Source organism: Demequina phytophila (assembly GCF_000971135.1).
GTDB classification, from domain to species: domain Bacteria; phylum Actinomycetota; class Actinomycetes; order Actinomycetales; family Demequinaceae; genus Demequina; species Demequina phytophila.
In genome coordinates, this window is record NZ_BBLW01000004.1 from 39,564 (window position 1) to 52,156 (window position 12,593).

The 12,593-nt window shown below is 73.2% G+C and carries 12 protein-coding genes; 9 read left to right on the forward strand and 3 right to left on the reverse strand.

The features are described from left to right. Positions 1-320: 320 nt before the first annotated feature. Positions 321-722: a GNAT family N-acetyltransferase gene (locus tag AOM01_RS07145; RefSeq protein WP_062291132.1), complete on the reverse strand. Its 402-nt coding sequence runs from the start codon at positions 720-722 to the stop codon at positions 321-323. A 119-nt stretch (positions 723-841) separates the two neighbouring features. Between AOM01_RS07145 and AOM01_RS07150 the strand changes: the two genes are divergently transcribed. From AOM01_RS07150 to AOM01_RS07185, 8 genes are all read left to right on the forward strand, one after another. Further along, positions 842-2,527: a choice-of-anchor I family protein gene (locus AOM01_RS07150; RefSeq protein ID WP_187330981.1), complete on the forward strand. Its 1,686-nt coding sequence runs from the start codon at positions 842-844 to the stop codon at positions 2,525-2,527. Positions 2,528-2,610: 83 nt separating this feature from the next. Then, positions 2,611-3,360 (forward strand): MerR family transcriptional regulator, encoded by a 750-nt coding sequence (locus tag AOM01_RS07155; RefSeq protein ID WP_062291134.1) that lies wholly within the window; start codon positions 2,611-2,613, stop codon positions 3,358-3,360. Positions 3,361-3,469: 109 nt separating this feature from the next. Continuing rightward, positions 3,470-4,216 (forward strand): NADPH-dependent FMN reductase, encoded by a 747-nt coding sequence (locus AOM01_RS07160; protein WP_062291136.1) that lies wholly within the window; start codon positions 3,470-3,472, stop codon positions 4,214-4,216. Between the two features lie 146 nt (positions 4,217-4,362). After that, positions 4,363-4,926 carry an NADPH-dependent FMN reductase gene (locus AOM01_RS07165; RefSeq protein ID WP_062291139.1) on the forward strand — a complete coding sequence of 188 codons (564 nt, stop codon included), beginning with the start codon at positions 4,363-4,365 and terminating at the stop codon, positions 4,924-4,926. 67 nt (positions 4,927-4,993) lie between these two features. After that, positions 4,994-6,322 carry a cryptochrome/photolyase family protein gene (locus AOM01_RS07170; RefSeq protein ID WP_062291142.1) on the forward strand — a complete coding sequence of 443 codons (1,329 nt, stop codon included), beginning with the start codon at positions 4,994-4,996 and terminating at the stop codon, positions 6,320-6,322. Between the two features lie 165 nt (positions 6,323-6,487). Beyond that, on the forward strand, positions 6,488-6,814 hold the full coding sequence (locus AOM01_RS07175; RefSeq protein WP_062291144.1) for a hypothetical protein: 327 nt from the start codon (positions 6,488-6,490) through the stop codon (positions 6,812-6,814). Between the two features lie 109 nt (positions 6,815-6,923). Continuing rightward, positions 6,924-8,369, forward strand: a complete 1,446-nt coding sequence (locus tag AOM01_RS07180; RefSeq protein WP_174441887.1) for an AlkA N-terminal domain-containing protein — start codon at positions 6,924-6,926, stop codon at positions 8,367-8,369. Continuing rightward, positions 8,366-8,860 carry a methylated-DNA--[protein]-cysteine S-methyltransferase gene (locus AOM01_RS07185; protein WP_062291151.1) on the forward strand — a complete coding sequence of 165 codons (495 nt, stop codon included), beginning with the start codon at positions 8,366-8,368 and terminating at the stop codon, positions 8,858-8,860. Before AOM01_RS07180 ends, AOM01_RS07185 begins: the two co-directional genes overlap by 4 nt. A gap of 172 nt (positions 8,861-9,032) precedes the next feature. Here AOM01_RS07185 and AOM01_RS07190 read toward each other — a convergent pair whose 3' ends face one another. Continuing rightward, positions 9,033-9,983, reverse strand: a complete 951-nt coding sequence (locus AOM01_RS07190) for a 2-hydroxyacid dehydrogenase (protein WP_062291154.1) — start codon at positions 9,981-9,983, stop codon at positions 9,033-9,035. Between the two features lie 28 nt (positions 9,984-10,011). Then, positions 10,012-11,190 carry an ROK family protein gene (locus tag AOM01_RS07195; protein WP_062291157.1) on the reverse strand — a complete coding sequence of 393 codons (1,179 nt, stop codon included), beginning with the start codon at positions 11,188-11,190 and terminating at the stop codon, positions 10,012-10,014. 198 nt (positions 11,191-11,388) lie between these two features. On the opposite strand from AOM01_RS07195, the gene xylA reads away from it, so the two are divergent. Next, a complete protein-coding gene (xylA, locus tag AOM01_RS07200) occupies positions 11,389-12,579 on the forward strand; it encodes a xylose isomerase (RefSeq protein ID WP_062291161.1) in 1,191 nt (396 codons plus the stop codon). Positions 12,580-12,593 lie beyond the last annotated feature (14 nt).

Sequence of the window (12,593 nt, forward strand, 5' to 3'; positions counted from 1 at the left end):
GTATGCCGACCCGCCTTCCGCGCCGCTCGCCGTTTTCATGCACTTTCGCGGGCACGCGGGTGGGCGTGGACGGGGCGCAAGGGGGTCAAGAGACCGACGATGCCGGACGCATCGTCCGAAGCACCGCGGCGAAGGGCGCCTACCCGGACGGATCGTCCGCACGACGACCCGTCCGCCCGGGAGGTAGCGCCGCGACGCGTGCGCCGTCGAGCCCCACCCCCGCGAAAGTGCATGAAAACGGCGAGGGGGCGTGAACAACGCTGCCGAGAGCACGCCCGGGTGAGTTCGCGGACTTCGCCAGGCCCGGCCCGATCCGCGCGCTACCGGGTCTGCGGGATCTCCATGCCCGGGGCATCGTCGGGGCGCGGGACGAACCCGTGGCGCGCGTAGAACGGCGCGCGGCCGCGCGCCGCGAACAGCTGGATCTGCGTCACGCCCGCCGACGCGGCGAGGGCGACCAGGCGGCGCAGGATCTCCGCGCCGACCCCGGCACCGCGCGCGTCCTCGCGCACGATCATCTCGTTGACATACGCGTGCATCGCCCCGTCGGAGATCATCCGGCCGACCCCCACCAGCGCTCCCTCGGCGTCGCGCGCCGAGCACACCGCCCAGCTGCCCGCGAGCGCCCGCGCGCAGTGCTCCTCGGTGGGCGAGCCCCAGCCCGTCGCGAGGTACAGCGTGCGGAACTCTGTCGCCGCCGGCGGGTCCATCGAGTAGTCCATGAGCAGACGCTACGCGCCCGCGAAGGTTCACCGAGGGTTCACCGGTCGGCGCCCGATTCGTCACCTTCGCGTCGCTACGTTGAACGCGATCGTCCCTACCCGAGCCCATGGAGGCCTCCATGTCACCCGTCACCCGCACGCACGCCCGCCGCGGTATCACCGTCGGTGCGATCGTCGCGCTCGGCGCGGCCGCCGCCGCCCCCGCGTACGCCGCGATCGTCGACGACCCGATCACCGCGTCCGCCCCGAGCGCCGCCCTCGCGGTCGCGCCGATCGGGACCTACGAGACCGGGGTGTTCGATGCGTCCGCCGCCGAGATCGTCGCGTTCCACGCGCAGACGCGCCGACTCTTCTCGGTCGACGCCGAGGCCGGCCACGTGCGCGTCCTCGACGTGAAGAACCCGTCCCGCCCGACGGAGCTCTTCGCGCTCACCACCGCCGGCATCGTCGCCTCCGACGGCTCGACCATCCCCGCGACCGCGGAGGCCAACTCGGTCGCCGTGCGCGAGGACGGGCTCGTGGTGGTCGCAGTGGAGAACGACCCCAAGACGGACGACGGATGGCTGGCCTTCTTCAAGGCCAACGGCAAGGGCAAGGCGCTCGGCGCGGTCCGCGTGGGCGCGCAGCCCGACATGGTCACGGTGTCCCCCGACGGCGCGTACGCGGTGAGCGCGAACGAGGGCGAGCCCAACGACGCGTTCGACGTCGACCCCGAGGGCTCGGTGAGCGTGGTCGCGCTTCCCAAGAACGAGAAGGCCCCGACGCAGGCGGATGTGCGCACCGCGACCTTCCACGCATACGAAGGTGCGGCGCTCCCCGCCGGCGTGCGCGTGTTCGGCCCGACCGTGGGCGACGGGCACCCGGTCTCGCGGAACCTCGAGCCGGAGTACGTGGCCGTGGACCCCGCATCGGCCACGGCCTACGTGACCGTCCAGGAGGCGAACGCGGTGGCCGTGGTCGACCTGCGGTCGGCGACCGTGTCCGATCTCTTCTCGCTGGGCGCGAAGGACTTCTCGGCGGCGGGCAACGGGATCGACCCGTCCGACAAGGACAAGGCGATCGCGATCCGCACCGTCCCGGTGAAGGGGCTCTACATGCCCGACTCGATCGCCTCGTACGAGGTGGACGGCGCCACCTACCTGGTGACCGCCAACGAGGGCGACAGCCGCGACGACTGGGGCGGCTACGAGGAGTCGACCCGCGTCGCCGACCTGGCCGACGAAGGGCTCCTGTGCGACGGTCTGCTCACCGACGCGCAGCTGGACAAGAAGGACCTGGGTCGCCTCAAGGTGTCGACGGCGTCCGGCTTCGACGCGAGCACCGGCTGCTACGACGAGCTCTACGCGTTCGGCGGCCGGTCGTTCTCGATCTGGACCACGTCGGGTGCGCAGGTGTTCGACTCGGGCGACGACTTCGAGCGGATCACCGCGGAGGCCGTGCCCGCGTTCTTCAACGCGAGCAACGACGCGAGCGGATTCGATGACCGCTCGGACGACAAGGGCCCCGAGCCCGAGGGTGTCACCGTGGGCGAGGTGGACGGCCGCACCTACGCTTTCGTGGGCCTCGAGCGCGTCGGCGGCGTGATGGTCTACGACATCACCGACCCCGCCGCGGCCGCGTTCGTCACCTACGTCAACAACCGCGACTTCGGGGCGGACCCTGGGACCGGCGCCGCGGGCGACCTGGGCCCGGAGGGGCTGGCGTTTATCCCGGCCGAGGACTCGCCGACGCGCGCCCCGCTGCTCGCCGTGGGCAACGAGGTGTCGGGCACCACGACAGTGTTCTCGATCACCCCGCAGCGGTAACGATCCGCGCAGGAAGCGCCCGGCGACCTCATGGTCGCCGGGCGCTTGACGTTGACGCGACGTCAACTTCTACCGTGGTGGTCATGGACCTCGACATCTCCGCCGTCGCCCGCCTCACCGGCGTGACGAGCCGCACGCTGCGTCACTACGACGCGATCGGGCTGCTCTCCCCCGCGTGGACCGGCCACGACGGCCGCCGCCACTACGGGGACGCCGAGCTGCTGCGCCTCCAGCACATCTTGGTGCTGCGCGAGCTCGAGGTGCCGCTGGAGACTGTCGCGAGCATCGTCGACACCGACGACCCCGTGCTCACCGCCGCGCTCATGCGCGACCACCACACCGCGCTGCTGGCGCGCCGCGACCGCTTCGCATCGCTCGCGGAGACCGTCGAGCGCACCGTCACCCGCCTGGAGAAGGGACTGCCCATGACCACCGACGACATGTTCGAGGGCTTCGACCACGCCCGCTACGAGCCCGAGGCGCGCGAGCGCTGGGGGGACGATGCGGTGGCCGACTCCAACGCCGCATGGAAGGGCCTCAGCGCCGAGGGTCAACGCGCCCACCTCGCCGAGCACGAGGCGATCGCGGAGGCGCTGGCGGCTCTCGCGGCGGCGGACGCGGACCCGGCGAGCACCGAGGTCCAGGCCGTGGTCGCGCGCCACCACGCCTGGGTGTCGGTGTTCTGGACGCCGGGCCGCGAGGCGTATACAGGCCTCGGCCGCATGTACGTGGACGATGCACGGTTCCGCACCACCTACGACAAGCACGGCGACGGCACCGCGGAGCTGCTGCGCGACGGGATCGAGGAGTTCTCGCGGGGGCTGCCGGAGTAGCACGCAGGCGCGCCGGGAACAACGCGCGCACCAGGAGCGTTACAGCCCCCAATCGCCATCCGGGCGGGAGCTTCGCCACCGCTTTGTTGATGTCGAGGAAGGACCGCCCATGCCGGTCATCGGCCTCCTGCTGGGCCAGCTGCCCCAGGCGCGCACCACCCGTCTGCTCGCGTCGCTCCTGCACGCGGCCGCGCCGGCCGGCACCCGGCTGGTCGAGCTCACTCCCCCTGACCTGCCGCTGCACGCGCCGTACGTCGACGCGCCGCTGCCGCGCGCGGCGTTCGAGTGGAAGCGCGCCATCGACGCGGTCGACGGGCTGCTCATCGTCACGCCGACTCACGAGCGCTCGGTGCCGGGCGCCCTCAAGCACACGCTCGACTGGGCGCACGCCTCGCCGTCCGCCCTGGCGGGGAAGCCCATCGCCATCGCGGGCGCCGCCGCCCCCCGCGCGGGAAGCTTCATGGCGCTCGTCCACCTGCGCACCATCCTGAGCGATGCCGGCGCGGAGGTCATGGGCCAGCCCGAGCGGACGCTCGCGGTCCAGGCCAGCGACTTCAGCGCGCACGGCCGCTGCCACAGCGCGGACCTCGACGCGCAGGCCCACTCCCTGCTCGGCGCGGCCGCGGGCTACATCGCGCACCTCACGCGGATCGCCGACTCCGGCCAGATCCCGACGGTCCCCACCGATCCCGTCGCGGCGGTGCGCGCGGAGCGTGCGCCCGCGCCCACGAGCCCCGCCCTAGGGATCCCGGCGTTCGTCGGCTCGGTCACCACCGCGGACCCCCTGGTGATCACCGGAGACCCCACCTTCGCGATGGCCCACCTCGACTCGACCACCGGCGCCCCCGCGGCCTGACGGCGCCCGCGCCGCCGCATCGTCCCCCTGCGAGCCCACTTGGATGACAAGTCATCTTCTGGAATAGTTGATGCGTCACCATCGTTGTGACGCCCGTCCGACGGCGTTGTCGGAGCCTCCAACCCACCCCTGAACAGGAGACCACCATGACCCGCATCGGCATCATCGTCGGTTCCATCGCCGGCGCCTCCATCAACCGCCAGGTCGCCAACGTGCTGCCCGGCCTCGCGCAGGACTCGGACGTCGAGTTCACCTTCCTCGAGTACACGGATCTGCCGTTCTACGACTACGCCCACGACGCGGACTACCCGCAGGTCGCGCGCGACTGGAAGCAGGCCATCGCGGACGTCGACGGCGTCATCATCGTGACCCCCGAGTACTCGCGCTCGATCCCCGGCGTGCTCAAGAACGCCCTCGACTGGTCGGCCCGCCCGTGGGGCCAGGGCTCCTTCGCGGGCAAGCCCGTCGCGATCATGGGCGCGTCGATCGGCGCGGCCGGCACCGCCGCGGCCCAGCAGCACCTGCGTGCGATCCTCGGCCACTACGACGCCCCCACCATGGGCCAGCCGGAGACCTTCTTCCAGTACAGCGCGGACGCCTTCGGCGCCGACGGCTCGCTGCAGAACGAGGCCTCGGCCGCGGTGCTCGGCGCGTTCGTGAACGCCGCCGTCGCGCACGTCCAGAAGCACTCGCTGGTGGCCGTCGCCTAAGTCGCGCCGCCACACTCGCGAGAGGCCCGTCGGAACACACCGGCGGGCCTCTTGCGTTGGTGAGGGCATGACCTCCGTGTGGTGGATCCGGCGCGACGCGCGCCTCGCCGACAACCCCGCGCTCCTCGCGGCCCAGGAGGACGGCCCCGCAGCCGCGGTGTTCGCGTGGAGCCGCGGCGTGCACCTGTGGTCCGGGCGCCGGCGCGCCCACCTCGCGCGCGTGCTGTGGAGCCTGCGCGAGGACACCGGCGGCGCGATCGGCGTGCGCCAGGGCGAGGCTGAGGACGTGGTGCTCGCGGTCGCGCGGGAGCACGATGCGCGGGTCGTGTTCGCGGCGCGCGAGGCCTCTCCCGCGGGCGTCCGGGCGCAGGAGGCGGTGGCCGCGGCGCTCGAGGCGGACGGTCGCGAGCTGCGCCTGGTCGGCACCCCGTACGCCGTCGCGCCCGGGCGGGTGGTGAAGGGCGACGGGACGGAGTACAAGGTGTTCACGCCCTTCTCGCACGCGTGGCGCGAGCACGGCTGGCCCGCGCCCGCGGAGCGCGCGGATCCCGCGGGCCTCGCCCCCGTCGACTCCGACATCGACCTCGACCAGGAGGCCGCGCACGGCGACGCGGACGACCTTCTCGTGGAGCGGCACGAGTTCCGCGAGAGCCGCGTGCTCGACGCGTGGGACGAGTACGTCGGCGGCGACCTCGCCCGCTACGCCGAGGAGCGCGACCGCCCCGACCTCGACTCGACGTCGCACCTGTCGGCGCCGCTGGCGTACGGCCAGATCCACCCGCGGACCGTCCTGGCCGCGACCGCACGGGTCCGCGGCGATGCCGCGCGCAAGCTCGAGTCCGAGCTCGCCTGGCGCGACTTCCACGCCGACGTGCTCTTCAGGCACCCCCACGCGCAGCACGAGTCGCTCACCGCCGTCATGCCCGAGGACGCCTGGGTCACGGGCAGGGACGCCGACGAGGCGTTCATGGCATGGCGCGACGGCCGCACCGGCTTCCCCTTGGTGGATGCCGGGATGCGCCAGCTCGCCGCGACGGGCACCATGCACAACCGCGTCCGGATGGTGGTCGCGAGCTTCCTGGTCAAGGATCTCCACCAGCCGTGGCAACGCGGCGCCGACTACTTCCGGCGCGCGCTGCTCGACTACGACCACGCGCAGAACCAGCTCAACTGGCAGTGGGTGGCCGGGACGGGCAGGGACGCCGCTCCATTCTTCCGGGTCTTCAACCCGTCCGCGCAGGCCGACCGCTACGACCCCGACCGCCGCTACGTCGAGCGCTGGGTCGCGGAGGTCGACACGCCCACCTACCCGGCACCCATGGTCGACCACGCCACCGAACGGGCCGTCGCGCTCGCCGACCTCAAGCGGGGCAAGGCGACCCGCGCATCGTCCTGACTCCGTCATCGACGTAACAGAGTTATTTCCCGACGGACACGCCGCCGACACACGCCCGCCGTAGCGTGGAGCCCGCCAGCGAGGGCGCCGCCAGGGCGCACGGCGCAGACCCCCAGGGGCCGGCCGTACCGCCCCGCCCGAGCGGCGTCCTGGGAAGGACACGCCATGACACCCGCCTCCTCCGAGTACCTCGGCTATGTGGGTCATCCGGAGCTCCCGCACGGGTACCACCCGTACCTGGGCAGGCGTCCGGACGAGCGCCGCGACTGGCTCGCCGACGCCTCCGTGGCCGCGGGGGTGGCGCTGCTGTTCCCCGCCGCGATCGTCCTGGGCCACCTCGCGCTGCGAGCCGTCCGCGCCGGCGAGGCCCGGTCCGAGCGGCGCGCACGCCTGGGCCTCGCGCTCGGCTACGGGGTTGCCGCTGCCGCCAACGTGGCGTATCTGGTGCTCGCGGCCCAGCACGCGATGGCGGGAGGTGCGACCGCCGCCTGAGCAGATCCTGAGCGCTGGGAGGGGATCGTCGCCGAGGGGCGATCCCGGCCCGCCGCGATGTCCGATGACCGCGAGCGCAACCCCAAGGAAGTGCGTCACACTCGTGGGCATGTGGGACGACGACACGCGCTATGCGGTGATCCGCGGCAAGGACGCGCGCTACGACGGGCAGTTCATCACCGCCGTCCACACCACCGGCATCTACTGCCGCCCGTCCTGCCCCGCACGCACGCCGGCCCGTGCGAACGTGAGCTTCTACCCGAGCGCCGCGGCGGCGCAGCGCGCCGGGTTCCGGTCCTGCCGGCGGTGCTTCCCGGACGATGCGCCGGGCTCGCCCCGCTGGAGGGTCGGGGAGGACGTGGCGAGCCGCGCGATGAGGCTGATCGACGACGGCCTGGTCGAGCGCGAGGGCGTCGCGGGGCTCGCGAGGCGCCTCGGCTACACCGAGCGGCACGTGGCGCGCGTGCTCGTGGACGAGCTGGGCGCGAGCCCGCAGGCGCTCGCCATCGCGCACCGCCTCCACCACGCGCGGACGCTCCTCGAGGGCACGGCGATGCCGGTGTCGGAGGTCGCGTTCGCGGCGGGGTTCGGCTCGGTGCGCCAGTTCAACGACGCCGCCAAGGCGGCGTGGGCGCTGACGCCGACGCAGGTGCGCGGGCGGTCGTCGGGCGGCGGACCGGGTGCGGCGGGGGCGACGACGCTCGAGCTCAGGCTGCGTCACCGCGCCCCGGCGTCCGTGGGCAGGACGCTCGCCTTCGTGGGCGCCCGCGCGCTCGACGGCGTCGAGACGTGGGACGGGTCCACCTACGGGAGGACGATGCTCCTCCCGCACGGCGGCGCGCAGGTGCGCCTACGAGCGGAGGACGGCCACGTCGCGGCGAGCCTCGCGCTCGCCGACGTGCGCGACCTGGGCGCCGCGGTCGCGCGATGCCGCCGACTGCTGGACCTCGACGCGGACCCGACGGCCGTCGATCAGGCGCTCCGCGCATCGTCCCTGCTGTCCCCCATGGTCACGGCGGTGCCGGGACTGAGGGTGCCGGGCGCGGTGGACCCGTTCGAGATGGTGGTCCGCGCCGTCGTGGGCCAGCAGGTGAGCGTCGCGGGGGCGAGGCGGACCCTCGGGTCGGTCGTGGCGCGGTTCGGGGCGCCGCTCGACCCGGAGGCCCCGGAAGGCGCGCGGCTGTTCCCCACCGCGGAGGCGCTGGTCGAGGTGGACCCAGCGACGGGGCTGATCCCGCAGGCGCGGTGGCGCGCGATCTCCGCGGTGGCGCGCGGGCTGCTCGACGGCACGCTGGACCTGGGCCCGGGCGCGGACCGGGCGGAGGCACGGGCGAATCTGTTGGCGGTGCGCGGGATCGGGCCGTGGACCGTGGAGTACGTGGCGCTGCGGGCGCTGGGAGACCCCGACGCCTTCCCGGCGGGGGACCTGGTGCTGCAGAAGGCGGCCGGGCTCGACGTGAAGGCGCTGACCGAGGCGGCCGAGGCGTGGCGACCGTGGCGCGCCTACGCGGCGATGCACCTGTGGACCGCGGTGACGGAAGGACGGATCTCATGACCACGCTGACCTCGAGCACGTGGGTGCGGCGCGACGTCGACACCCCGCTGGGCCCGCTCACGCTGGTCGCGTCGGACACGGCGCTGGTGGGCGCGTTCTTCGCGGACCACCGGCGACGACCGGCGCTCGACGACGCCGCCTCCCCCGCGGTCCACGCGGTGCTCGACGGCGCGGCGGCCGCGTTCGCGGCGTACTTCACCGGCGACGCGGCCGACGTCCCGGTCGACGCTGTCGCGCCGGGCACGCCGTTCCAGCGCGAGGTGTGGGAGGCGCTGCGCGACATCCCCGCGGGTGAGACCCGGACCTATGCCGAGGTGGCGGACGCGATCGGGCGCCAGTCCGCGGTGCGGGCCGTCGCCGGGGCGATCGGCCGCAACCCGCTCACCGTCGCGGTGCCGTGCCATCGGGTGGTCGGGGCGGACGGCTCGCTCACCGGCTACGCCGGCGGGGTGGAGCGCAAACGGTGGCTGCTCGCCCACGAGCGCGGCTAAACGTACGACGGCGCGAAAAGGTTCCGTCTTTGGTCACAAAACGGTCACGACCACTGTGCAGGCCGCGCGGAACCGTCCTAGCCTGGCCAGGTGAGGCGCCCGAAGGGACCCACCTCCCGCCACGGGAGCGCCACAGCTGAGGGGCGGTGCCTTCCCCGCGATCGAGGGGGGCTCACGCGGGGAAGGCGCCCATCAGCACCAGGTTCACGGGCTCGTCGCCCGACCTGCACGCCGCGATCTGACGGCGCACCACGTCCGTGTACCGCCGGTTGGTGAGGTGCTCCACACCCGCGACATGCGGGACCACGATGCAGCCCGGTGCGGACCACAGCGGGTGGCCGTCGGGGAGCGGCTCGGGATCGGTGACGTCGAGGGCGGCTCGCAGACGGCCGGACCGAAGCTCCGCGAGCAGGGCGTCCGAATCGACCACCTTGCCGCGGCCCACGTTGATGAGCAGCGCGCCATCGGGCATCGCGGCGAGGAAGGCGGCGTCGACCATCCGGTCCGTCTCCTCGCTGTGCGGTGTGACGATGATGACGATGTCGTGGTGCGGGAGCACGGCCGGCAGGTCCCCGACGGCATGGACGCGCGTGCCGTCGGGGGCGATCCGCGCGGTGCGGGCCACGCCCTCCACCTCGACCTCGCTGGCACGCAGCCGGGCGCCGATCGCCTCGCCGATGCTGCCGTAGCCGACGACGAGCGCGCGCGAGTCCGCGAGCGACGGCGCCTGGAAGTCGGGCTCCCACACTCCCCGGCGCTGCGCGTCGAGGAAGGCCGGCAGACGGCGCTGGGACGCGAGTGCGAGCAGGAGCGTCATCTCCGCCACGCGGGTGTCGTGCACGCCACGCGCGTTCGCGAGCGCGACGCCCGGCGGGACGAACGGGACGGCGTGCTCGAAGCCCGCGGACGGCAGCTGGATCACCTCGAGTTTCGCGCAGGTCGCGAGCCGCCCGTACACGCGGCGCCCGCCCGTGGCGTGCGCGAGGCACGCGATCGCGATGCGGTCGCGCTCGTCCTCGGGCGGGTCCGTCTCGGCGGGGTTCCACACGATGACGCGTGCGTCGGGACCGGGGTCGCCGAGCGCGTCCGCGACGGCCTGATCGGGCACGGAGACGGTGATCATGCCGCCAGTGTGCCAGGCGGCTCGCCGGCTACAGCGCGACGAGCGGGACGCCCGCCGGGTCCTCGAGCAGCGGCGCGAAGGCACGCTCCGCAGCGCCGATGAGGAGGCGGTTGCGACCCAGCCGTGCGCGCGCGATCGCGACGTCCTCGGCGTCCGGGCGGAACGCGAGCTCACGCACGCGCGCGGCGACCAGGTCGCGACGCGCGTCGAAGAGCGCGCCCAGGTACCCGCCCAGCAGGACCAGGTCGGGGTCGAACGCGCACTCGAGGTTCGCGATCGCGGTCGCAAGCGTCGAGGCGAGCGCGTCGAACGCCGGGGCGTCGTGTGCGGCGGCATCCAGGCGGTGAGCGTTGAGCTCGGTCTCGAGGCAGCCGGACCGGCCGCACGAGCAGCGGTCGCCGTCCGAACGGATCATCATGTGGCCGAACTCGCCGCCGTAACCACGGCCGCCGCGGAGCATGCGGCCGCCCACCAATGCGGCACCGCCGATGCCGGATGCCGATCCGTTGAGGTAGACCACCGTGTCGACGCCGCGCGCCGACCCGAAGCTCCACTCCGCGCGCAGGCCCATGTTCGCGTCGTTGCCCACGGCGATCGGGAAGTCGAACACCTCCGCGAGCGCGGCGCCCAGGTCGACGTCGCGCCAGCCCAGGTGGGGTGCCGCGACGACGGTCGACCCGTCGATCGCGACCAGCCCGGGGACGGCGGCACCGGCGCCGACCACGCGCAGGCCCGGCATCTCGGCGGCGATGTCGCGCGCGGCCTCGCGCGCGAACGCGACGGCGTCGGCGGGCGTGGGCGGCGCGTCGACCGAGGTGCGGCGCCGCGCGACCACCGTCCCGTCGATCGCGACGGCGCCCAGCTCGAGCGCGTCGACATCGGGGTGGAGCGCGAGCGCCGCGACGTCGACGCGCGGGCGCACGATCAGGCTCGGGCGGCCCACCGCGCCCGTCTCCGCGGCGGCGTCCTCGATCACGAGGCCGAGCTCGGCGAGCTCGGTGACCAGGCCCCCGATGGTCGACCGGTTGAGACCCGTGTCGCGGGTGAGCTGCGCACGGGTGAGGGGTCCGCCGTAGTGGACCGCGGTGACGAGCGAGGAGAGGTTGTGGCGACGCGTGTGGTCGTTCCGGCTGCCGCGGGCGGCGGCCATGCGCGCGGGAACCTCCGGCTGTGCCGGCATGTCCGTGCCCGTCGCGTCCTCGGTCATCGCACCTCCCCAGTGCTCGCCAGTATTCCGCACCGCTCCCCCTCGCATGGACAGGCCACGCCCCTCCCGGGCGCCCGCCGCCACACCGCGCGGAAGCCCGCCGCGGCATCGTCCCGCGCCCGCTTTGACGAGACCCTCTCGCGGGTATATGTTCTCTGCGGGAACATTTTAACCCGTTCGACGATGACTGGAGACGCGATGTCCTTCACCCCCACCCCGGCCGACAAGTTCACGTTCGGCCTCTGGACCATCGGCTGGCAGGGCGTTGACCCGTTCGGCGGCGCGAGCCGCGGGCCGCTCGATGCCGTCGAGGCGATCCACAAGCTCGCCGAGCTGGGCGCCTACGGTATGACCTTCCACGACGACGACCTGTTCCCGTTCGGATCCTCCGACGCGGACCGTCGCGCGGCGATCGACGCGCTCAAGAAGGGGTGCGAGGAGACCGGGATGAAGATCCCGATGATCACCACCAACACGTTCAGCCACCCCGTGTTCAAGGACGGCGGCGTCACCTCGAACGACCGCGATGTCCGCCGCTTCACCGTCCGCAAGATCCTGCGCAACATCGATCTCGCGGCGGAGCTGGGCGCCACCACGTTCGTCATGTGGGGCGGCCGCGAGGGCGCGGAGTACGACTTCTCCAAGGACATCCGCGTCGCGCTCGAGCGCTACCGCGAGGCCGCGAACCTCTTCGGTGCGTACGTCAAGGAGAAGGGCTACGACATCCGCTTCGCGATCGAGCCCAAGCCCAACGAGCCCCGCGGCGACATCCTGCTGCCCACGGTCGGCCACGCGATGGCGTTCATCAACACGCTTGACGACCCCGACATGGTGGGCCTCAACCCCGAGGTGGGCCACGAGCAGATGGCCGGCCTCAACTTCACCGCCGGCATCGCGCAGGCGTTGGACCACGGCAAGCTGTTCCACATCGACCTCAACGGCCAGCGCGGCATCAAGTACGACCAGGACCTCGTGTTCGGCCACGGCGACCTGCAGAACGCGTTCGCCCTGGTCGACCTGCTCGAGAACGGCGGACCCAACGGCGGCAACGCGTACACCGGCCCGCGCCACTTCGACTACAAGCCCTCGCGCACCGAGGACTACGAAGGCGTGTGGGAGTCCGCGAAGGCGAACATGCGCATGTACCTCATCCTCAAGGAGCGCGCCGCGGCCTTCCGCGCCGACCCCGAGGTCCAGGAGGCCATCGCGGCCACCAAGCAGCACGAGCTCGCGCAGACCACGTTGGCCGAGGGCGAATCCGTCGCGGACCTCCTCGCGGACCGCTCCGCGTTCGAGGACTTCGACGCGGACGCCTACTACAACGGCAACGGCTTCGGGTTCGTCCGCCTGCAGCAGCTCGCCGTCGAGCACCTGATGGGCGCCCGCTGACCCTCCCTCCTCCG